Here is a 22195-nt window from a genome sequence, read left to right as displayed (position 1 = left end):
TCGCGGGACTCATGCCCGCCGCCGTACGCCTCACCGGCGTCCTGCCCCCGGTCCGCGCGGTGTCCCGCACCGTCACGGTGCTGGCGACCGCCGTATTCCTGCCCGGGGCGGTGGCCATGTTCTCCGCCGTATCCCTCGCCGCCGCCGTGCCCGGGACCTCTGCCCTGTTCTTGCCAAAGCGGATCACGGCCATGCCCGGGACCGGCCTCGCGGCCCTGGCCGTTGCCTTGACCGGGACCACGCGTGATGTCGTGGCCGCGGCCGGTGTCGGGTGCCCGCCCGGGTCCGTTGCTGAAGTCGCGGTCGTCTCCGCGGCCCTGGGCGGGCGCGCTCCGAGGACCGCCGAGAGGACCGTTCCCGGGGCCACCGCCAGGGCTGCTCCCGTGGCCGCCCCCGGGGCCGTTCCCCGGGCCGCCGCCAGGACCGTTTCCGGGGCCGCCGCCGGTGCCGGGCCTGCGGGGTGGCTCGGGCGGCGGATACGGGGGCTGGTGTGTCGTGGTCACCGCCCGATCATCGCAAGAACGAAAGAGGCCCACTGTTCACCGCGCCACAAAGGACGCTAGCGTGGAGCCACCTTTGCACACGCGGGAGCTCGGAGCACCGGGCTGAGAGGGCGCTGACCTCCGTCTTCGCGATGTTTCACGTGGAACGTCACTCGAGCCGAGTGATGTGTCACATGAACGTCGGCAGACGGTAGCCGCTGCGTCGACCGCCGAACCTGTTACCGGGTAATGCCGGCGTAGGGAGTAGGTCTCATGACCAACAAGGACGCACGCACGCCTGCCTTCACGCAGAACGCGGCCGGCGGAAACGCCGCCGACGCGACCGGTGAGAAGGCCGGGAAGTCCATCGGCTGGCACAAGGGGTATGTCGAGGGCAGCCGCCCCGACCTGCGTGTGCCGGTTCGCCAGGTGCATCTCACCAACGGGCGGTCGGTCACGCTGTACGACACCTCCGGCCCGTACACCGATCCGCTCGTCGACACCGACGTCCGCAGGGGCCTGGCGCCGCTGCGTGAGAACTGGATCATCGCTCGCGGCGACACCGAGGAGTACGCGGGCCGTCCCGTCCGTCCCGAGGACGACGGCATCAAGCACACCGCGCCGCGCGGCGGACTGCGCAATCTCGACGCGGTGTTCCCGGGACGCCCGCGGCTGCCGCGCCGAGGCCGGGACGGCAAGGCCGTCACCCAGCTCGCGTATGCGCGCCGGGGGGAGATCACGCCCGAGATGGAGTTCGTGGCTCTGAGGGAGAACGTTTCTCCCGAGGTGGTCCGCGAGGAGATCGCGGCGGGCCGGGCGGTGCTGCCGGCCAACGTCAACCACCCGGAGATCGAGCCGATGATCATCGGCAAGCGGTTCCTGGTGAAGGTCAACGCCAACATCGGCAACTCGGCGGTGACGTCCTCCATCGAGGAGGAGGTGGAGAAGATGACCTGGGCGACCCGCTGGGGCGCCGACACGGTCATGGACCTCTCCACCGGCCGCAACATCCACACCACCCGCGAGTGGGTGCTGCGCAACTCCCCCGTCCCGATCGGCACGGTGCCGCTCTACCAGGCGCTGGAGAAGGTCGACGGCAGGGCCGAGGAACTGACCTGGGAGATCTACAAGGACACCGTCATCGAGCAGGCCGAGCAGGGCGTGGACTACATGACGGTTCACGCGGGTGTCCGCCTCCCGTACGTCCCCCTCACCGCGAACCGCAAGACCGGCATCGTCTCGCGCGGCGGCTCGATCATGGCGGCCTGGTGCCTGGCCCACCACAAGGAATCGTTCCTGTACGAGAACTTCGAGGAACTCTGCGAGATCCTCGCCGCCTACGACGTCACCTACTCGCTGGGTGACGGCCTCCGGCCCGGCTCGATCGCGGACGCCAACGACGAGGCGCAGTTCGCGGAGTTGCGCACGCTCGGGGAACTCAACGCGATCGCCAAGCGTTTCCACGTACAGACCATGATCGAGGGCCCGGGCCACGTCCCGATGCACAAGATCAAGGAGAACATCGACCTTCAGCAGGAGATCTGCGATGAAGCTCCGTTCTATACCCTCGGCCCGCTGACCACGGACGTCGCGCCGGCGTACGACCACATCACCTCCGGCATCGGTGCCGCGATGATCGCCTGGTGGGGCACGGCCATGCTCTGCTACGTCACGCCCAAGGAACACCTGGGCCTGCCCAACCGCGACGACGTCAAGACCGGCGTCATCACCTACAAGATCGCCGCCCACGCGGCCGATCTCGCCAAGGGGCACCCCGGTGCGCAGGAATGGGACGACGCGCTGTCGGACGCCCGTTTCGAGTTCCGCTGGGAGGACCAGTTCAACCTGGCCCTCGATCCGGACACGGCCCGGGAGTTCCACGACGAGACGCTGCCCGCGGAGCCGGCCAAGACGGCTCACTTCTGCTCGATGTGCGGGCCGAAGTTCTGTTCCATGAAGATCTCTCAGGACATCCGCAGGGCACATGGCGGGAGCCAGGAGGAGATCGAGGAGGGCATGGCCCAGAAGTCGAAGGAGTTCGCGGCGAGCGGGAACCGGGTGTATCTCCCCCTCGCCGACTGAGGCGGCCCGGCGGGGGACCGAGGTCGTCCCGAGGGTCCCGGTCCGGGGAGTGGCCGACCCGGACCGGGAGCCCGGCCGGTCAGGCCGGGAGGTCCTGTGGGTACCAGCGGAGTTCCACGGTGTTGCCGTCCGGGTCCTGGACGTAGACCGACATGGCGGTGCCGCGTGCGCCGTAGCGCTCCACGGGGCCTTCGAGGACCGTGAAGGTTCCCGTCTTGATGAACTCGTCCCAGTCCAAGGGGTCCACGGTGAGACATATGTGGTCGACGTTGGACTCTCCGCGGGGCCGGTCCACCAGGTCGAGGATGGTGTCTGGGGTGATCCTGACCGAGGGGAAGGGGACCTTGCCGGCCCGCCATTCGGCGACGCGTACCGGTTGCAGGCCGAGGTGTCCGGTGTAGAAGTCCAGGGCCCGCTCGACGTCTCCGACGTTGAGGACCAGGTGGTCGAATGCCTTCACGCGCAGAGCGGCCGAAGCGGTCATGGTTGGCTCCTCGGGTGGGGGTGCGGGTGGACAGCGGGTGGACACCTCTCACGATCCGCTGGAGGGCATCCGTCATCAAGGCGGGATCGGCATAAGATCGTTGAGCATGGCTAAACGCCGGGGGGACCGTGCTGGAACGGGTGGAGATCGAGACCTTTCTGACGCTGGCCGAGGAGCTGCACTTCGGCCGTACCGCCGAGCGTCTGCGTGTCACGACGGGGCGGGTCAGCCAGGTGATCAAGAAGATCGAGCGGCGGATCGGAGGCTCGCTGTTCGAGCGGACCAGCAGAACCGTGCGACTCACGCCGATCGGACGGCAGCTGGCCGATGACCTGGTTCCCCTGGTCGCGGGAATGGAGGAGGCGCTCCGGCGGGCGGCTGACGCCAGTCGCGGTGTCACGGGAGAACTACGGGTCGCCTTCCTCGGCGAGGGGACGGCACCCGTCCTCCTGAAGGCGGTCGCCCTGTTCGGCGAGCGGCACCCCGACTGCAGAGTCGACGTACGGGAGGTTCAGCTGTCCAACTCCCGTGCCAGCCTGCTCGACGGCTCGGTAGACGTCCTGATCGCCTCGTACCCGTTCGACGGCATGGCCTGCGGCCCGGTCATGCTCACGGAGAGACGGGTCCTCGCGGTCCCCGCCGGGCATCCGCTCGCCGGCGAGGAGTCGGTGTCGGTCGAAGTGCTCGCGGACCATCCCGTGGTGCAGTACCCGGAGGTGACCTCGGCGGGGTTCAAGCGGGACCGCACACCGGACCGCACCCCCTCGGGCCGACCGGTTCCCAAGGGCCCGACCGGAGGGTCCTTCTCCGAGATGCTCACGCTGGTGGCGATGGGCAGAGGCGTCCTGCCGGTCGGCGAACACGCCCGGCGCTACTACCCCCGGCCGGACGTGTCCTACGTACCCCTCCACGACGCGCCGCTGATCGAACGGGGGCCGGTCTGGAGGGAGGCGAACACCACGCAGCGGGTCCGCGCGTTCGTCCGGGCAGCGGCCGACGCCGCGGAGAACCCCGCGTTCGCCTGAGCGTGCACGGCTCGGAAAGGCGGGGCGTCGGTGCTTGACTGAGCCCATGACTGCGCGATCCATGAGCAAGGGCGCGAACCTGCCGGTCGACTCGCCCGCAGTTCGTGTGGAACTGAGCTGGTCCGAGGGGACCGGAGGGCCGGACGTCGACGCCTCGGCCCTGTTGCTGACCACCGCCGGCCGGGTGCGGGACGACGGTGACTTCGTCTTCTACAACCAGCCGCGTCATACGTCCGGCGCCGTGACGCACCTCGGCAAGCAGCGGGGCGGCGGAGTCGTGACCGACACGGTTCAGGTGGACCTCGGTGCGCTGGAGAGCGCCATCGCGCGTGTGGTGCTGTGCGCGTCGGCCGACGGTGGCACGTTCGGACAGGTGTCCGGCCTGACGCTGCGGTTGCTCGGCCCGGACGGGCGGTCCGAACTGGCGCGCTTCGAGATGCGGGCGGAGACGGAGACGGCGTTCATCGGCGGCGAGCTGTACCAGCGCGAGGGACGCTGGAAGTTCCGCGCGGTCGGTCAGGGGTATGCCTCCGGACTCGCCGGTCTGGCCACGGACTTCGGGATCACGGTCGACGAGGAACCGTCCGGCGCCGCCGCCCCGCCGTCGCCCGCGGCGGCCGCCCCGGCACCTCCTGCCGCAGCCGCCCCGGCGCCTCACGCCGCAGCCGCCCCGCCACCCCCTGGGGCGGTCGCCCCGCCCTTCCCCGCGGCGGCCGCCCCGGCGCCTCCCGCCCCGCCCCCCTCGTCGCCCGCCGCGACCACGCCGCCTCCCGGCCCCCGCCTGACCAAAGGCGAGGAGCGGCTGCCCGTGGACATGCGCAAACGGCTGTCCCTACGCAAGGAACAGGTGGCCGTCAGCCTGAGCAAGCGCGGCGCCGCGGGGATCCGCGCCCGGGTCATCCTCGTCCTGGACGCCTCCGGCTCGATGGCGTTCCTGTACTCGCGCGGTGTGGTGGCGGACGTCGTGGAACGCATGGCCGCGGTGGCGGCCCAGCTCGACGACGACGGTGAGATGCAGGCCTGGACGTTCGCCAGCAACCCCGCACGCCTCCCCGACCTGCGCCTGGGCGAGCTCCCCGAGTGGCTGCGGCTGCATGTGCGCGTGGGCGAGATCAGTCTGTTCCGGCGGGGCAAGAAGCCGCGCAAGGGGCTGGAGGAGGGGCAGGTGGACATGCGGGCGGTCGGCATCCAGAACGAGGAGCAGAAGGCGATCGCCGAGGTCAGGGCCTATGTGCGGGACAATCCCGCGACCGCGCCCACCCTGGTCCTCTTCTTCTCCGACGGAGGGGTCTACCGCGACGCGGCGATCGAGCAGGAGCTGCGCGCGGCGGTCGAGGAACCGGTCTTCTGGCAGTTCGTGGGGCTCGGCCGGTCCAACTACGGCGTCCTGGAACGGTTCGACACGCTCCCCGGCCGTCGCGTCGACAACGTCGGCTTCTTCGCCGTGGACGACATCAGCACCGTCCCGGACCAGGAGCTCTACGACCGGCTGCTGTCGGAGTTCCCGTCCTGGATCACGGCGGCCGGCCGGGCGGGCATCCTCTGATCCGCGCCGGCCTCGGCTGATCCGCGCCGGCCTCGGCTGATCCGCGCCGGCCTCGGCTGATCCGCGCCGGCCTCGGTCGATCAGCGCAGACACGGGCGGACCCACGCCGGCACCGACCGAACGGCTTGCGCTCCCCCACGCTCCCCAGGTCCACATGCGTACGGGGGCGCAAGCCGAGGGCCTATTCCGGCTGGTGCTCCGGGCCTCCGAAGTCCGGGCTCGTGTAGTCCGGGCTGGTGAAGCTCGGGCGCGGGCCGGTCCCCGGGCCGCCGTCGGGGCTGGTGAAGCCCGGACGGTCGTACCCGATCTTCGGGAGGCGACCGGTGGGGGCCGGCGGTGAGGGTTCCGGGCGCAGCGCGGCCGTCGTGCCGGGGTCGGCGAGGGCTTCCCGCAGGAACGGCAGGATCCCGCGCTCCAGCAGGGCGTCCCGCCAGGCTTCCCTGGCGCGGTCGACCTCGTCGCTCAGTTCGCCGTACGGTCCGGCTTCCAGCGAGGGGCGGTTGCGCAGTGCGGTGAGCAGCAGCCCGACGGTGGCGACGAGGATCGCCGCGGCGGCGATGGCCCCGAACGCCCATCCGACGTTGAGCATGGCCTGGGCGACCGTCTGATCGGGTTCGACCGCCCTGAGGAGGTAGCCCACGAGCAGGAAGATCACCGCGGCGGTTCCGGCGAGGACGGGGGTGAGGACGGCGGCGACGGCGACGGCGCCCGCCCCGGCGGCCTCGGCGGCCTGCGCCGCCTCCCCCATGGTGGTGGCGAGCCCCATCGCGGCCGCGCCCGGCTCGCCCGAGCCGGACTCGCGCGGGGACGACGGGGTGGACGGCGCCGGGTGGCGCAGTTCCTCGCGGACCTTCACATAGTGGTGGTACTCGGCCGCCGCGGCGGCCGTGATCAGCGCGGTGGCGTTGAGCGCCATGGTGCGCAGTTGTTCGGGGTTGAGCCGCTGTCCGACCGCGGCCAGTTCCGGGTGGTGTGGTGCGGAGCGCAGCGCCTCGTCGAGGACCCGCTCGTACTCCTGGCGGTCCTCACTGTGCAGGTGCTGCGGAACGCTGTTCATGTGCATCCCCCGATGCTCCGTAGGGCTTGGGGCTCGCATGCCAACGAGCCGTCGGGCAGAAACGGAGGGGAGCCTGCTACGGATAAGCCGATGGTAGAGCGGCGACGGCCCACGGTGACAGGGGGTTTGCCGAAATTGGCCTCTGGCCTGCGACGCCGCGGGCCGCCCCGACGCGGGCCGCGCCCGCCTCGTGAGCGCCCGGCCGACCGATCGTGAACGCTCAGACGTCCAGCGGCAGTTGCTGGACCAGCAGCTTTCCGGCCATCGTCACTCCGCCGTCCATCGCGATGGCCAGCCCGTCGGCGTAGACGTGCGGTCCCTCGACGTGCGGGCCGCCGTCGTCCTCGCCGTCCTCGGAGCCGACCTCGCCCAGCAGGTACGGGATCGGGCTGTGTCCGTGAACGATGCGGGCGCCGCCGTACGTATCGAGCAGGGAGCGGACGGCGTCGGCGCCACCCTCGTCGCGGAAGGAGAAGCGCTTGGTGAACTTGCGGAACAGATCCCACACCTCGTCCGCGTCGTTGCGCGTGATCGTCTCGCGGATGGTGTCGTTCACCGCCTCGATCGAGTCGCCGTAGTCGAGGTAGGCGGTGGTGTCGGAGTGGACGAGCAGATGACCGTCGACCTCCTCGACGGCGTCCAGCCGGGCCATCCACTGGAGGTGGTGGTCCTGGAGGCGGTCCATGTCGTACTTCTGGCCGCCGTTGAGCAGCCAGGCCGCCTGGAAGGTGGCGGTGCCCGCACCGGAGTTGACGGGCGTGTCGCCGAACCGTTTGGCGCCGAGCAGAAGCAGCTCGTGGTTGCCCATCAGGGCCTTGCAGTAGCCGCCGGCCGCGGCGGCCTCGGCGGACAGCCGCATGACCAGGTCGATGACGCCGATGCCGTCCGGGCCGCGGTCGGTGAAGTCGCCGAGGAACCACAGCCGGGCGGTGCCCGCGCACCAGTGGCCGGCCGTGTCGATCAGGCCCTTCTCCTGCAGCGCGGCCACCAGTTCGTCGAGGTAGCCGTGCACGTCCCCGACGACGAACAGCGGTCCGGGACCGGTCGCGGGCAGCGGGGCCGGGGCGGCCGCCGGGTCCACGGCCACCTGGAGCGTGTCACCGCGGTTGATGACCGGCAGGTCGCGCTGCGTGGGCGTGTAGCCGTCCGGGTGCTCCAGGGGCTCCTCGAGGGGCGGGGCGACATTGCCCGGATGCGCGTCCTGGTCGTACGGACCGGTCTCGTGCACGTACGCGGGTACCCGGAAGTCGCGCAACGTCGCCGTCCGCTCCGCCTCGGGTCCCTGACCGGCCCCCTGAGTCATCAGACCCCTCCACCATCGCGCCGCATGCACCCTTCGGGCTGCCTGGTCGCAGCTGCCCGCGGTGCCGTGCGCCCATCATAGGAATGCGGATCGGGCCGTGTGATGACCCAGGGGTGGTGAATCGGAGCAAGGCTCCAGTTCCTCGCGGCTTTCGCCCCGATTGGGCCGGGCTTCGGCAGTCGACACGCACCCGGCGCACACCCCACTCATACGCGCCCGGACCTTCCGGCGGGGCGCAGTTCGCCTTCTCGCCAGGTAGCGGAAGGTGGCGAAGGGACGGGGGCGGTGGCAGGGGGCGCCTACGGCGGATGCGCGCCGAAGCCGTGCGAGGGCGTCGCGCGCCCCGCCGCACCCCGTGCGTCGCACGCGCCTCCCACCCCGCGCCCGGCGTGTCCGCCCACGCCCTACGACCACATGCCCGCAGTGCCCGTACACGCTGTCCGGCACAGCCCCCGCGAGCCCGTGCGCGCCGTCCGGCCCACATCTCGCGAGCCCGTACGCCCCGTCCGGCCTGCCCCGTGAGCCCGCACGCGCCGTCCGGCCTGCCCCCGCGTGTCCGCCCGCGCCTTATGGCACAGGCCCCCTCTGCCCGTACGCACCCCAAGACCAAGCCGACCGGCGGCCCGCCCGCCCGCCCGCTCCAAGCTCCCGCGTTCCGGCTTGCTGGGCATGCTCCGCGCGTGCGCACGGGCTTCCGCGGCGTGCTCCCGGGGCGCGTCCGAGCGGCGGGGCCGTGGCCTTGGCAACGCGTGCCGGGACCGGGGTCCCCGCCCCCGCCCCGAGAACGACACCGCGCGCCAAGACCCGAGCGACAAGGCGCACCAACCAGCCGCACCAACCCGCCGCGCCAACCCGCCGCGCCAACCCGCCGCCGTACCAGCGAGCGCCCCGCCCCCGACCCGTTACCCGTTCTCCGGCGCCCGGGGCGGGCTGACCGTCGTCCGGGGTGGACGTCGCTGAGAAGAGGTACGGACGATCAGCTCGGTCGGTATCACCTGTTCGACGGGCCGGTCGGACTCCACGCCCTCGATCGCGTCGATGAGGAGCTGGACCACCGCCGTGCCGATGCGGCGCGGCTTCAGGGAGAGCGTGGTGATGGGCGGCTCGGTGCTCGCGTACACCGTCGACTCGCTGCAGCACACCAGCAGCAGGTCCTCCGGCACCCGCAGCCCGTAGCGGCGGGCGGCGGCGAGCAGATCGGTGCCGTTGGGGTCGAACAGACCGTAGACCGCGTCGGGCCGGTCCGGGCGGGCCAGCAGCCGGTCGGCGGCGACGGCGCCCGCGCACGGGTCGTGGGCGGGGTACGCCTCGTAGACCGGGTCCTGGCCGACACGCTCGCACCAGCGCAGGTACGCGGTGGTCGACAGATGGGTGTACGTGTCCGTCGTGGTCCCCGTCAGCAGGCCGATCCGGCGGGCGCCGGCGTCGGCCAGGTGGTCGAGGATGTCGAGGACAGCGGCCTCGTGGTCGTTGTCGACCCATGCGGTGACCGGCAGCGGGCCGGCCGGGCGGCCGTCGGAGACGACCGGTAACCCCTGCCGGACGAGCTCGCTCACCACCGGATCCTGGTCGGAAGGGTCGATGACGACCGTGCCGTCCAGGGCGACGTTCGACCACACGTCGTGGCGCGAGGTCGCGGGGAGGATGACGAGCGCGTAGCCGCGGGCGAGCGCGGCGGAGGTGGCGGCGCGCGCCATCTCCGCGAAGTACGCGAACTCGGTGAAGGTGAAAGGTTCATCCCCGTATGTCGTCACGGTCAGACCGATGAGGCCCGACTTGCCGGTACGGAGTGTTCGGGCTGCGGCCGAGGGGCGGTAGCCCAGTCGGTCGGCGACCTCGCGGACATGGCGTCGGGTGGCGTCGGGGAGCCTGCCCTTGCCGTTGAGGGCGTCGGAGACGGTTGTGATGGAGACTCCGGCGGCGGCGGCCACGTCCCTGATGCCCGCCCGGCCCGGCCGGTTGCCTCGACGTGAGGTTTCCGCGCGGCTCACCTGGTGCTTCCCTGCTGCTGTCATGGCGAGCCGATAGTAGGGCTCATCCGGTGGGGTAGGGCGGACGCATATGCACGCGTTGACAGGCACGTTTCTGCAAGGGTAAACGGTGTCAAATCCCTTTGAAACCAAGGTAGTTGAGCGTTCGTATGTCAGGACGTGACGTGTTGGCGCGCATGAGCCTGCCAAGGCACCGATGTTTCGAAGAGGTCTCAACTCACCTGCACGAGGGATGCGCGCCACGGCGCGAGCCACCGGCGCGTAGATATATGTATGGCGCGCCCCCTGACGTGTACGCCTTCGTACGTCTTCGTCCGCAGAGATCACGGAAATGCGCCCGCACCCGAGAGAGACGGTCCCTCACCTGTACGCTCCCGCACCGAATCCTCATAAGGTGAGCAGTATTGAAGCCGGGAGCCGGTGGTGGTCACGAGGAGGACTGCGGTGAGCGAGACGAGCCCCAAGCTGCGTGCAGAGCTGGAGGGGATTCCCACCTACAAGCCGGGCAAGCCCGCGGCCGCCGGCGGTCCCGTGGCCTACAAGCTGTCCTCCAACGAGAACCCCTACCCGCCGCTCCCCGGGGTCATGGAGGCCGTGACGGCCGCCGCCGCCAACTTCAACCGCTACCCGGACCTGGCGTGCACGGCCCTGGTGGACGAGCTCTCCCAGTGCTTCGGCGTGCCCGCCTCGCACCTGGCCACGGGCACCGGTTCGGTCGGTGTCGCCCAGCAGCTGGTCCAGTCGACCGCGGGTCCCGGCGACGAAGTGATCTACGCCTGGCGCTCCTTCGAGGCGTACCCGATCATCACGCGGATCAGTGGCGCCACCCCGGTGCAGGTCCCGCTGACGCCGGGCGACGTGCACGATCTGGACGCGATGGCCGACGCGATCACCGACCGGACCCGGCTGATCTTCGTCTGCAACCCCAACAACCCCACCGGCACCGTCGTGCGGCGGGCCGAGCTGGAGCGGTTCCTCGACCGGGTGCCGAGCGATGTGCTGGTCGTGCTGGACGAGGCCTACCGGGAGTTCATCCGCGACCCCGAGGTCCCGGACGGCGTCGAGCTGTACCGGAACCGGCCGAACGTCTGCGTCCTGCGGACGTTCTCGAAGGCGTACGGTCTCGCGGGCCTGCGGGTCGGCTTCGCGATCGCCCACGAGCCCGTGGCGGAGGCACTGCGCAAGACGGCTGTGCCGTTCGGTGTGAGCCAGCTCGCACAGGAGGCGGCGATCGCTTCGCTGCGCGCCGAGGACGAGCTGTTCGGCCGGGTCGGCTCCCTGGTGTGCGAGCGCGCCCGGGTGGTCGACGGGCTGCGTGCCCAGGGGTGGACGGTCCCCGAGACCCAGGCCAACTTCGTGTGGCTGCGGCTGGGGGAGCGGACGGCGGCGTTCGCGGCGGCGTGCGAGCAGCACGGCGTGGTGATCCGGCCGTTCCCGGGCGAGGGGGTCCGGGTGACGGTCGGCGAGGCCGAGGCGAACGACATCTTCCTGAAGGCGGCGGAGGACTTCCGCAAGGAGCTGTAGCCGGCGGTTCCTTCGCGGGGATCGGCCGGCACGAGGCCGCCTCGGGTAGGCCCTCGGCAGGCCACTCCCGGCCCGCCGCGTGCCATGGGGCGTCCTGGTTTCACGTGGAACCAGGACGCCCTCACGCATGCCAGGGGCCGGTCGGTACCACCCCGCTGGGGCCGGGTGGTCCGGATTAGGGACCCCCCGCCTCTCCGACCTCGAACGGGTATGCGTCATAATTGCTTGTGAATGTGAACGCTTTCACAAGCGTGTTCCGCGATCCTGTGAGGTAAGGAGCGGCGACGTGGACCTGGCTTTGGCGCCGGAAACCCTGGCGCGCTGGCAGTTCGGCATCACCACCGTCTACCACTTCCTGTTCGTCCCCCTGACGATCTCCCTCGCGGCCCTCACCGCAGGACTGCAGACGGCCTGGGTGCGCACGGAGAACGAGAAGTACCTCAGAGCGACCAAGTTCTGGGGCAAGCTCTTCCTGATCAACATTGCGATGGGTGTCGTCACCGGCATCGTGCAGGAGTTCCAGTTCGGCATGAACTGGTCCGACTACTCGCGCTTCGTCGGGGACGTCTTCGGCGCCCCGCTGGCCTTCGAGGCCCTCATCGCCTTCTTCTTCGAGTCCACCTTCATCGGCCTGTGGATCTTCGGCTGGGACAAGCTGCCGAAGAAGATCCACCTGGCGTGCATATGGATGGTCTCCATCGGCACGATCCTGTCGGCCTACTTCATCCTCGCGGCCAACTCGTGGATGCAGCACCCGGTCGGCTACCGGATCAACGAGGAGAAGGGCCGGGCCGAGCTCACCGACTTCTGGGCCGTGCTGACCCAGAACACCGCGCTCAGCCAGGTCTTCCACACGCTGTCGGCGGCCTTCCTGACCGGTGGCGCCTTCATGGTGGGCATCGCCGCCTTCCACCTGTTCCGCAAGAAGCACGTCAGCGTGATGAAGACCTCACTGCGGCTGGGTCTGGTCACGGTGGTCATCGCCGGCCTGCTCACCGCGATCAGCGGTGACGTCCTCGGCAAGGTGATGTTCAAGCAGCAGCCGATGAAGATGGCCGCCGCCGAGGCCCTGTGGGACGGCCAGGACTCCGCACCGTTCTCGATCTTCGCCTACGGCGACGTGGAGAAGGGCCACAACTCCGTGGCCATCGAGATCCCCGGCCTGCTGTCGTTCCTCGCCAACGACGACTTCACCTCGTACGTCCCCGGCATCAACGACGTCAACAAGGCCGAGCAGGAGAAGTACGGCGCCGGCGACTACCGGCCGAACATCCCCGTCACCTTCTGGGGCTTCCGCTGGATGATCGGCTTCGGCATGGCGTCCTTCGCCATCGGCCTCGCCGGACTCTGGCTCACCCGCAAGAAGTTCATGCTGCCGCAGCACCTGCGGGTCGGCGACGACGAGGTGCCGCACCTGGTCCTCTTCAGGAACAAGGCCCTCAGCCCCAAGCTCTCCCGGCTGTACTGGCTGACCGCGATCTGGACCCTGGGCTTCCCCCTGATCGCCAACTCGTGGGGCTGGATCTTCACCGAGATGGGCCGCCAGCCCTGGGCCGTCTACGGCGTCCTGCAGACCCGTGCCGCGGTCTCCCCCGGTGTCTCCCAGGCCGAGGTCCTCACCTCGATGATCGTCTTCACCGCCCTGTACGCCGTCCTCGCCGTCGTCGAGGTCAAGCTGCTGGCCAAGTACGTCAAGGCCGGCCCGCCCGAGCTGACCGAGGCCGACCTCAACCCGCCCACGAAGATCGGCGGCGACTCCCGTGACGCCGACAAGCCGATGGCCTTCTCCTACTAGGCCGAGGGAGCTGCACAGTCATGGAACTGCACGACGTCTGGTTCGTCCTGATCGCCGTCCTGTGGATCGGCTACTTCTTCCTGGAGGGCTTCGACTTCGGAGTCGGCATCCTCACCAGGCTGCTCGCCCGCGACCGGCCCGAGCGGCGGGTGCTGATCAACACCATCGGACCCGTCTGGGACGGCAACGAGGTGTGGCTGCTCACGGCGGGCGGCGCGACCTTCGCCGCCTTCCCGGAGTGGTACGCCACGCTCTTCTCCGGGTTCTACCTCCCCCTGCTGCTCATCCTCATCTGCCTCATCGTGCGGGGCGTCGCCTTCGAGTACCGGGCGAAGCGGCCCGAGGAGAAGTGGCAGAGCAACTGGGAGACCGCGATCTTCTGGACCTCGCTCCTGCCCGCGTTCCTGTGGGGTGTGGCCTTCGGCAACATCGTGCGGGGCGTGCGGATCGACCGGAACTTCGAGTACGTGGGCACCTTCTGGGACCTGCTCAACCCGTACGCGCTGCTCGGCGGCCTGGTCACCCTGACGCTGTTCACCTTCCACGGCGCGGTGTTCACGGCGCTCAAGACCGTCGGTGAGATCCGGGAGCGCGCACGGAAGCTGGCCCTCCAGGTCGGCCTGGTCACCGCCGTCCTCGCCCTGGTCTTCCTGGTGTGGACGCAGATCGACAGCGGTGACGCGAAGAGTCTGGTCGCGCTGGCCGTGGCGGTCGCCGCCCTGGTCGCGGCGCTCGTGGCCAACCAGGCGGGGCGGGAGGGCTGGTCGTTCGCCCTGTCCGGGGTCACCATCGTGGCCGCCGTGGCCATGCTCTTCCTGACGCTCTTCCCGAACGTCATGCCGTCCACGCTCGACGCGGACTGGAGCCTCACGGTGACCAACGCCTCGTCGAGCCCGTACACCCTGAAGATCATGACCTGGTGCGCGGGGATCGCCACGCCGATCGTGCTGCTCTACCAGGGATGGACCTACTGGGTGTTCCGCAAGCGGATCGGTACGCAGCACCTCGCTGTCGACGCCGCCCACTGAGGTGTGTTTCACGTGAAACCGATCGATCCACGCCTGCTCCGATACGCCCGGGCCACCCGGTTCTTCCTGATGGCCGTGGTCGGCCTGGGCGCCGTCGGGGCTCTCCTGGTCATCGCCCAGGCGATGCTCATCGCCGACGTGGTGGTCGGCGCGTTCCAGCAGGGTCTCCCGGTCGCCGGACTCCGCACCCCCCTGGTGCTCCTGGCGGCCGTGGCCCTCGGCCGGGCTCTGGTCTCCTGGCTCACCGAACTCGCCGCACACCGCGCGAGCGCGGCCGTGAAGTCCGAGCTCCGGGGGCGGCTCCTGGAGCGGGCCACCGCGCTGGGGCCCGGCTGGCTCGGCGGGCAGCGCACCGGTTCGCTGGTCGCGCTCGCCACACGGGGCGTGGACGCATTGGACGACTACTTCTCCCGCTACCTCCCGCAGCTGGGGCTCGCCGTGGTGGTGCCGGTCGCGGTGCTGGCGCGGATCGTCACCGAGGACTGGGTCTCGGCGGCCATCATCGTCGCCACCCTGCCCCTGATCCCGGTGTTCATGATGCTGATCGGCTGGGCCACCCAGGCGCGGATGGACCGTCAGTGGCGCCTGCTGTCCCGGCTCTCCGGGCACTTCCTGGACGTGGTCGCCGGGCTGCCCACGCTGAAGGTGTTCGGGCGGGCCAAGGCGCAGGCCGAGTCGATCCGGCGCATCACCGGTGAGTACCGCCGGGCGACGATGCGGACGCTGCGGATCGCCTTCATCTCGTCGTTCGCGCTGGAGCTGCTGTCGACGCTGTCGGTGGCCCTGGTCGCCGTGACGATCGGCATGCGACTGGTGCACGGTGAGATGGACCTGTACATCGGACTGGTCATCCTGGTGCTCGCACCCGAGGCGTATCTGCCGCTGCGGCAGGTCGGGGCGCAGTACCACGCGGCCGCCGAGGGGCTCGCGGCCGCCGAGGAGATCTTCGCCGTGCTGGAGACGCCGGTCCCGGCAGCGGGCACGACGGCGGTTCCGACGGGCGGTCTGGCCTTCGAGGGCGTGACGGTCCGCTACCCAGGACGCTCGGCCGACGCCGTCTCCGACGCGTCCTTCACCGTCGAACCGGGGGAGACCGTCGCGCTGGTGGGCCCCAGCGGCGCGGGCAAGTCGACCCTGCTGCACGTTCTGCTGGGCTTCGTGAAGCCCACCGGAGGCCGGGTGCGGGCCGGGGGAGTCGACCTCGCCGACGCCGACCTGGAGCAGTGGCGGTCACGGATCGCGTGGGTGCCGCAGCGCCCGCATCTGTACGCCGGGACGATCACCGAGAACGTACGGCTGGCGCGTCCCGAGGCCGACGAGGCCGCCGTGCGGCAGGCGCTGGCGGACGCGGGGGCGCTGGACTTCGTGGCCGCGCTGCCCGACGGACCGGACACGGTTCTCGGCGAGGACGGGGCCGGATTGTCGGCAGGGCAGCGGCAGCGGATCGCGCTGGCCCGGGCGTTCCTCGCGGACCGTCCCGTACTGCTGCTGGACGAGCCGACCGCGGCGCTCGACGGGGAGACCGAGGCGGAGGTCGTGGCCGCCGTGCGACGGCTGGCGGCCGGCCGGACCGTGCTGCTGGTGGTGCACCGGCCGGCGCTGCTGGGGGTGGCCGACCGCGTGGTGCGGCTGGACCTGGCGGACCAGGAGGCGGCAGCGGCCCAGGCCGGGGCGGACCGGCCTGGGGCGGCCGTATCCGCGGCCCCGCCTGCTCCCGCACCCGCTCCCGCGGCGGAGGCGGCCGTCTCCGCCGCGAGCGACTCCGGGACCGGCGGCACCGGGACCGGCGGCAGCGTGCTCGCCCGGGTCCGTGGCATGGCGGGCGCCCGCCGCGGCCGGCTCGCCCTCGCGCTGCTGCTCGGCAGCCTGGCCCTCGGCAGTGCCGTGGGGCTCATGGCCACCTCCGGATGGCTCATCTCGCGGGCCTCGCAGCAGCCGCCGGTGCTCTACCTGATGGTGGCGGTCACGGCGACCCGTGCCTTCGGCATCGGGCGCGCGGTGTTCCGGTACGCGGAGCGGCTCGTGTCGCACGACGCCGTGCTGCGGATGCTGGCCGACACCCGGGTCGCGGTGTTCCGGCGCCTGGAGCGGCTGGCGCCCGCGGGACTGCGGACGACCCGCCGGGGCGATCTGCTGACGCGGCTGGTCGCCGACGTGGACGCTTTGCAGGACTACTGGCTGCGCTGGCTGCTGCCCGCCGGTGCCGCCGCCGTCGTGTCGGCCGGATCGGTGGCGTTCACCGCGTGGCTGCTGCCCGAGGCGGGCGCGGTGCTGGCCGCCGGGCTGCTCGCCGCCGGCGTGGGTGTCCCGCTGGTCACCGGCGCGGTGGCGCGCCGGGCCGAGCGCCGGCTCGCCCCCGCCCGGGGCGTGCTCGCCACCCGCACGGCCGACCTGTTGACCGGTACCGCCGAGCTGACCGTCGCGGGCGCCCTGCCCGCGCGTACCGCCGAGGTGCGCGCGGCCGACGGCGTGCTGACCCGGATCGCCTCCCGGGCCGCCACGGCCACCGCGCTCGGCGACGGGCTGACCGCGCTCGTCTCCGGGCTGACCGTCGCGGCCGCCGCCCTCGTGGGCGCCCAGGCGGTCGCCGCGGGGCGACTCGACGGCGTCACCATGGCGGTGGTGGTCCTCACCCCGCTGGCCGCCTTCGAGGCCGTCCTGGGGCTCCCGCTGGCCGTGCAGTACCGCCAGCGGGTGCGCAGGAGCGCGGAGCGGGTGTACGAGGTCCTGGACTCCCCCGAGCCGGTGCGTGAGCCGGAGCGGCCCCGGCAGGCGCCCGCCTCGCCGTTCCCGCTCGTCGTCAGGGGGCTGTCCGCCCGGCACGCCGGACAGGACCGGGACGCGCTCGCCGGGGTCGACCTCACGCTCGCGCAGGGGCGCAGGATCGCCGTCGTCGGGCCCTCGGGCTCCGGCAAGACGACGCTCGCCCAGGTACTGCTGCGCTTCCTGGACGCGGACGCGGGCTCGTACACGCTCGGCGGGGTGGACGCCGGCGCCCTGGACGGCGACGACGTACGGCGGCTCGTCGGACTGTGCGCGCAGGACGCGCACCTCTTCGACAGTTCGGTGCGCGAGAACCTGCTGCTGGCGCGGAAGGGCGCGAGCGAGGACGAACTGCGGGACGCGCTGGCGCGGGCCCGGCTGCTGGAGTGGGCGGACGGGCTGCCCGACGGGCTCGACACACTCGTCGGCGAGCACGGGGCCCGGCTCTCCGGCGGTCAGCGGCAGCGGCTCGCGCTGGCCCGCGCGCTCCTCGCCGGCTTCCCCGTGCTGGTGCTCGACGAGCCCGCCGAGCACCTCGACCTGCCGACCGCCGACGCGCTCACCGCGGACCTGCTGGCCGCCACCGAGGGCCGTACCACCCTGCTCATCACCCATCGGCTGGCCGGGCTCGCGGCGGTGGACGAGGTGGTCGTCCTGGACGCGGGCCGGGTCGTACAGCGCGGGCCGTACCAGGAACTGGCGTCCGTGGAGGGGCCGTTGCGGAGGATGGTCGCACGGGAGGAGGCGGCGGAGCTGCTGGTGGGGGCGCGCTAGGGCCTGTTGCGAAAGTGGCTTCGTCGCCCGAAGGGCGGCCGCGTGCGTTGAGCCATCAGGGGCGAGGCGTCCCCCGGGCGTACGACCACAACAGGACCGGAACCGCTTCGACGGGTCACGATCGCTGACATGCGCTCACTTCTGCGTCGCCCCAGGCTCGTCGCGGTTCTGCTGTGCGGGGCCGCCGTGCTCGTGGCCCGCCCCACGGCCGCCGACGGAGACCCCGGCGACGGCTCCGACTCCGGGCTCAGCACGCAGGTGGCGCGGCTCTACGACGACGCGGCCGCGGCCACCCAGCGGTACGAGGCGGGGCGGCGCGAGGCGGAGGCGAAGCAGGGCGAGGTCCGGCGGCTGGAGGGACTGCTGGTCCGGGAACGGCGGGAGATCGCCGTGCTGCGCGAGGAACTCGGGCGTATCGCCCGGGCCCAGTACCGCGGCGGGGGTGGGCTGCCGGTCGCCGCGCAGATGCTGCTGGCGGGTGATCCGGACCGGCTGATGCGCGGTCAGCACATGTTCTCCCAGGCGAATCTGGCCGTCGACAACGCCATGGACAAGAGCCGCCGGGCCGAGGAACGGCTGGCCGGCGACGAGGCGAAGGCTGTCGAGGCCTGGCGGGCGGTCGAGCGGCGCACCGCCGAGCTCGCCGCCCTGAAGAAGGGCATCGAGGACAAGCTCGAACAGGCGCGGTGGCAGTTGCAGGGCCGGGCGGACGCCTCGGTGGCGGCGGGCGCCTGCCGTGGCGCCGTGCGGCTCGACCAGCCGCCCCCGCAGGGCGCCGGCGAGTGGGTCGCCCCCGTCGAGACGTACACCCTGTCCGCGGGCTTCGGCAGCGGCGGTGAGCGCTGGGCGAACCGGCACACCGGGCAGGACTTCGCGGTGCCGATCGGGACGCCCGTGCGGGCGGTCGGGGCGGGGCGTGTGGTGCGGGTGTCGTGCGGGGGCGCGTTCGGCATCGAGATCGTGCTCCGGCACGCCGACGGCTACTACACCCAGTACGCCCATCTCGCCGCCGTCATGGTCGACCAGGGCGAGAGCGTGACGGCCGGTCAGTGGATCGGACAGTCGGGCACGTCCGGCAACTCCACCGGCCCCCACCTGCACTTCGAGGCGCGGGTCACCCCTCAGCTGGGCTCGGGGGTCGATCCGGTGCCCTGGCTGGCGGCTCGCGGGGTGCCCGTTGCCTAGCGTCCGCTCGCGGGAAACGGGGGACCTGCCCCGCGGGACCTCCCCCGGGTGACTGCCGCCGCTCGGGACACGCCCTGGGCGACTACCGCCGTTCGGCGATCAGTTGCTCGATGACGACGGCGACCCCGTCCTCGTTGTTGGCGACCGTCTGCCCCGAGGCCGCCGCGATCACGTCCGGGTGGGCGTTGCCCATGGCGTACGACCGGCCCGCCCAGGTCAGCATCTCGACGTCGTTGGGCATGTCGCCGAACGCGACGACCTCCTCGTGCGAGATGCCGCGCTCGGCGCAGCACAGGGCGAGGGTGCTGGCCTTGGAGACGTCCGGGCCGCTGATCTCCAGCAGGGCGCTGGGGCTGGACCGGGTGACGTTGGCGCGGTCGCCGATGGCGAGGCGCGCCAGGGTGAGGAAGGCGTCGGGGTCGAGCGTCGGGTGGAACGCGAGGATCTTCAGCACGGGCTCGGTGGAACCGGGGCCCTCCGGTGCCAGCAGGTCCTCGGCGGGCGCGAGGTCGTCGGGGACCTCCATGTGCATCTTCGGGTACGCCGGCTCCTGGTAGAAGCCGTACGTCTGCTCGATCGCGTACATCGTGCCGGGCGCCGCGCCGCGCAGCAGCCGTACGGCGTCCAGCGCGTTGTCCCGCTCCAGTTCGCGCACCTTCACGAAACGGTGGGTGCCGGGGCCGCCGTGGAGGTCCACGACGGCGGCGCCGTTGCCGCAGATCGCCAGCCCGTGCCCGTGGACGTGTTCGCTCACCACGTCCATCCAGCGGGCCGGGCGGCCGGTGACGAAGAAGACCTCGATGCCCGCCTCCTCGGCGGCCGCCAGGGCGGCGACCGTGCGCGGGGACACCGACTTGTCGTCGCGCAGCAGAGTGCCGTCGAGGTCGGTGGCGATCAGCCGCGGCGGGAGAGCGGGGGCCGGGGTCTCGGGCTGTCTAGTCGCTGAGGTCACCCGGCCATTCTCGCGCATATGCCCGCACGGCCGTGCGGGTGTCCGCACACATGAGTCACCGGTGCGGCTGGGACGGCCGGTCCCGGAGTCCCGCGCACGGCCGTCGGCTTCAGCCGAGTTGGGCCGGCGCCTCCATGGCGATCTGCTCGAAGACCTTCTGGTCCGCCGCGAAGTCGGAGTCGGGGATGGGCCAGTGGAGCACCAGCTCCGTGAAGCCGAGCTCCTGGTGCCGGCCCGCGAAGTCGACGAAGGCGGCCAGGGACTCCAGGGGGCGGCCTCGGTCCGGGGTGAATCCGGTGAGCAGGATCTTGTCCAGCTCCTTCACGTCCCGGTCCTGGGCCGCGCAGGCGTCGGCGAGCTTCTCGATCTGACCGCGAATGGCCTGAACCGACTGCTCCGGGGTGCCGTTCTCGTACAGCTTGGGGTCTCCGGTGGTCACCCACGCCTGGCCGTGGCGGGCCGCGAGGCGCAGCCCGCGCGGTCCGGTTGCCGCGACGGCGAAGGGCAGCCGGGGGCGCTGGACGCAGCCGGGGATGTTGCGCGCCTCGTGCGCCGAGTAGTAGTCGCCCTCGTAGGAAACGGAGTCCTCCGTGAGCAGCCGGTCGAGCAGCGGCACGAACTCGGCGAACCGGTCGGCCCGCTCGCGCGGGGTCCACGGCTCCTGGCCGAGGGCGGTGGCGTCGAAGCCGGTGCCGCCCGCGCCGATGCCGAGAGTCACCCGGCCGCCGGACACGTCGTCCAGGGAGATCAGGTCCTTGGCGAGGGTCACCGGGTGCCGGAAGTTCGGCGAGGTCACCAGCGTGCCCAGGCGCAGTCGGTCGGTGACGGCCGCGGCGGCGGTGAGCGTGGGGATCGCGCCGAACCAGGGCCCGTCGCGGAAGGTGCGCCAGGACAGGTGGTCGTAGGTGTAACCGGTGTGGAACCCGAGCTGCTCGGCTCGCGTCCACGCCGAACGGCCCCCCTCGTTCCAGCGTCGGTACGGGAGGATCACGGTGCTCAGGCGCAGACTCATGTCATCGAGCGTATGCGGCCGACCGTGTTTCACGTGAAACCGTCACCGTACGCGGCCGGCCAGCCACGGACTGAGGCCGACCGGGATGAACTCCTTGTGCACCCGGTCACCCGGCAGTGGCACCAGCAGGATGGCGCTCGGCGGGAAGCGGCGCGTCTTGACCCAGGCGTGGCCCTCGTAGAGGGCGCGGAGGAAGGCGGGGACGTCGTCCCGGTCCACGTCGGGGCATGCGACGCCGTCGACGGTGATCAGGGCGTCGCCGTCCGGGTAGAGCCGCACGCTCACGTCGGGACGACCGCCCAGCTCGACATGGGCCTCGTGGGGCAGCGAGCCGTCCGGGTCGGTGGTGACGCCGACGCCCGCGGTGGTGCGGCGGGAGGTCTGGTCGGCGCCGATGTCGTGAGTGACCTCGATCTCGAGGGCGTAGGTGCCGGCGATCGAGCGGAGGGCGGCGACGGCGGCCTCGGTGGTGGGGAAATGGTCCATACCACTGATCATGCAGGGTCAGTGCTGCTCGGGGAACCGCACGTACTGCGGCGGTACGGCCTTCGTCAGCCACACCCCGTTGGCGCTGACGTGGAAGACATGGCCGTCCCGGTGCATGGCGCCGGCGTCCACGGAGAGGACGACGGGCCGGCCCCGTCGGGCTCCGACCCGGGTCGCGGTCTCGCGGTCGGGCGAGAGGTGCACGTCGTGCCGGTTCATGGGCCGTAGCCCCTCGTCGCGGATCGCGTCCAGGTAGCGGGCCACGGTCCCGTGGTAGAGGTACGGCGGAGGCGTGGCCGGGGGCAGCCCGAGGTCGACCTCGATGCTGTGGCCCTGGCTGGCGCGGATCCGGGTGCCCTCGATCGCGAAGCGCTTCTTGTCGTTGGCGGCGACGACGTGGTCGAGCTCGTCGCGGGTGAAGGGGAAGCCGTGCGCGGCGCACGCAGCCATCAGCTCGTCGATCTCGACCCAGCCGGCCTCGTCGAGGGTGAGGCCGATGCGCTCGGGCTGATGGCGCAGGTGCTTCGAGAGGTACTTCGACACCTTCACGGTCCGTCTCTCGTCCATGCTCATGTCATGCGTGTCCTTCTTGCTCATCCCTTCAGGATGGCGGGAGAGACGTGGATCACGCATGTTCTTTTGCCCCCGAGGTTTGATCCACAAGCAACCAAAGTTATCCACAGGGGAGTTGGAGGTTCTGTGGACA

General features: G+C 71.5%; 16 protein-coding genes and 1 riboswitch. Of the genes, 8 read left to right on the top strand and 8 right to left on the bottom strand.

The window, feature by feature from the left end; translation table 11 throughout:
- Nucleotides 1-574: 574 nt before the first annotated feature.
- A riboswitch (TPP riboswitch) is annotated at nt 575-763 on the top strand.
- Nucleotides 756-2564: a phosphomethylpyrimidine synthase ThiC gene (gene thiC, locus ACFY2L_RS19560; RefSeq protein WP_390659834.1), complete on the top strand. Its 1809-nt coding sequence runs from the start codon at nt 756-758 to the stop codon at nt 2562-2564. (Overlaps the previous riboswitch by 8 nt.)
- A gap of 79 nt (nt 2565-2643) precedes the next feature.
- On the opposite strand, the gene ACFY2L_RS19555 is transcribed toward thiC, so the two are convergent.
- Nucleotides 2644-3048: a VOC family protein gene (locus ACFY2L_RS19555; protein WP_390659835.1), complete on the bottom strand. Its 405-nt coding sequence runs from the start codon at nt 3046-3048 to the stop codon at nt 2644-2646.
- A gap of 128 nt (nt 3049-3176) precedes the next feature.
- Here ACFY2L_RS19555 and ACFY2L_RS19550 point away from each other — a divergent pair, with 128 nt between their 5' ends.
- The gene (locus ACFY2L_RS19550) at nt 3177-4073 is read left to right on the top strand and encodes a LysR family transcriptional regulator (RefSeq protein ID WP_390822915.1); all 897 of its coding nucleotides are present in this window, start codon (nt 3177-3179) and stop codon (nt 4071-4073) included.
- 46 nt (nt 4074-4119) lie between these two features.
- Nucleotides 4120-5619: a VWA domain-containing protein gene (locus tag ACFY2L_RS19545; protein WP_390822914.1), complete on the top strand. Its 1500-nt coding sequence runs from the start codon at nt 4120-4122 to the stop codon at nt 5617-5619.
- 181 nt (nt 5620-5800) lie between these two features.
- Here ACFY2L_RS19545 and ACFY2L_RS19540 read toward each other — a convergent pair whose 3' ends face one another.
- The 3 genes from ACFY2L_RS19540 to ACFY2L_RS19530 all read right to left on the bottom strand — a co-directional run bounded on the left by ACFY2L_RS19540 (nt 5801) and on the right by ACFY2L_RS19530 (nt 9994).
- Nucleotides 5801-6682, bottom strand: a complete 882-nt coding sequence (locus ACFY2L_RS19540; protein WP_390822913.1) for a hypothetical protein — start codon at nt 6680-6682, stop codon at nt 5801-5803.
- A 214-nt stretch (nt 6683-6896) separates the two neighbouring features.
- The gene (locus tag ACFY2L_RS19535; RefSeq protein ID WP_390659839.1) at nt 6897-7979 is read right to left on the bottom strand and encodes a metallophosphoesterase; all 1083 of its coding nucleotides are present in this window, start codon (nt 7977-7979) and stop codon (nt 6897-6899) included.
- 902 nt (nt 7980-8881) lie between these two features.
- Entirely contained in the window at nt 8882-9994 is a 1113-nt protein-coding gene (locus ACFY2L_RS19530) for a LacI family DNA-binding transcriptional regulator (RefSeq protein ID WP_390659840.1), read from the bottom strand.
- 420 nt (nt 9995-10414) lie between these two features.
- Between ACFY2L_RS19530 and hisC the strand changes: the two genes are divergently transcribed.
- The 5 genes from hisC (at nt 10415) to ACFY2L_RS19505 (ending at nt 19039) form a co-directional block, all read left to right on the top strand.
- Nucleotides 10415-11494 (top strand): histidinol-phosphate transaminase, encoded by a 1080-nt coding sequence (gene hisC, locus ACFY2L_RS19525; RefSeq protein ID WP_390659841.1) that lies wholly within the window; start codon nt 10415-10417, stop codon nt 11492-11494.
- 286 nt (nt 11495-11780) lie between these two features.
- A complete protein-coding gene (locus ACFY2L_RS19520) occupies nt 11781-13289 on the top strand; it encodes a cytochrome ubiquinol oxidase subunit I (protein WP_390659842.1) in 1509 nt (502 codons plus the stop codon).
- A gap of 20 nt (nt 13290-13309) precedes the next feature.
- The gene (gene cydB, locus ACFY2L_RS19515; protein ID WP_390659843.1) at nt 13310-14317 is read left to right on the top strand and encodes a cytochrome d ubiquinol oxidase subunit II; all 1008 of its coding nucleotides are present in this window, start codon (nt 13310-13312) and stop codon (nt 14315-14317) included.
- A 12-nt stretch (nt 14318-14329) separates the two neighbouring features.
- Nucleotides 14330-17854, top strand: coding sequence for a thiol reductant ABC exporter subunit CydD (cydD, locus tag ACFY2L_RS19510; protein ID WP_390822912.1), 3525 nt, complete (start codon nt 14330-14332; stop codon nt 17852-17854).
- A gap of 129 nt (nt 17855-17983) precedes the next feature.
- Nucleotides 17984-19039: a peptidoglycan DD-metalloendopeptidase family protein gene (locus ACFY2L_RS19505; RefSeq protein ID WP_390659845.1), complete on the top strand. Its 1056-nt coding sequence runs from the start codon at nt 17984-17986 to the stop codon at nt 19037-19039.
- An 82-nt stretch (nt 19040-19121) separates the two neighbouring features.
- On the opposite strand, the gene ACFY2L_RS19500 is transcribed toward ACFY2L_RS19505, so the two are convergent.
- From ACFY2L_RS19500 to ACFY2L_RS19485, 4 genes are all read right to left on the bottom strand, one after another.
- Nucleotides 19122-20009 carry a Cof-type HAD-IIB family hydrolase gene (locus ACFY2L_RS19500; RefSeq protein ID WP_390822911.1) on the bottom strand — a complete coding sequence of 296 codons (888 nt, stop codon included), beginning with the start codon at nt 20007-20009 and terminating at the stop codon, nt 19122-19124.
- 91 nt (nt 20010-20100) lie between these two features.
- Nucleotides 20101-21003 carry an LLM class flavin-dependent oxidoreductase gene (locus ACFY2L_RS19495; RefSeq protein WP_390822910.1) on the bottom strand — a complete coding sequence of 301 codons (903 nt, stop codon included), beginning with the start codon at nt 21001-21003 and terminating at the stop codon, nt 20101-20103.
- Between the two features lie 42 nt (nt 21004-21045).
- On the bottom strand, nt 21046-21489 hold the full coding sequence (locus tag ACFY2L_RS19490; protein ID WP_390659848.1) for a hypothetical protein: 444 nt from the start codon (nt 21487-21489) through the stop codon (nt 21046-21048).
- 18 nt (nt 21490-21507) lie between these two features.
- Complete coding sequence (locus ACFY2L_RS19485) at nt 21508-22056, bottom strand: RNA 2'-phosphotransferase (protein ID WP_390823196.1); 549 nt, start codon at nt 22054-22056, stop codon at nt 21508-21510.
- Nucleotides 22057-22195: the final 139 nt, after the last annotated feature.

It is taken from the genome of Streptomyces sp. NPDC001381 (assembly GCF_042895685.1).
Taxonomy (GTDB): domain Bacteria; phylum Actinomycetota; class Actinomycetes; order Streptomycetales; family Streptomycetaceae; genus Streptomyces.
Note: the sequence above shows the minus strand (reverse complement) of the source record. Positions and strands in the feature narration are given on the sequence as shown.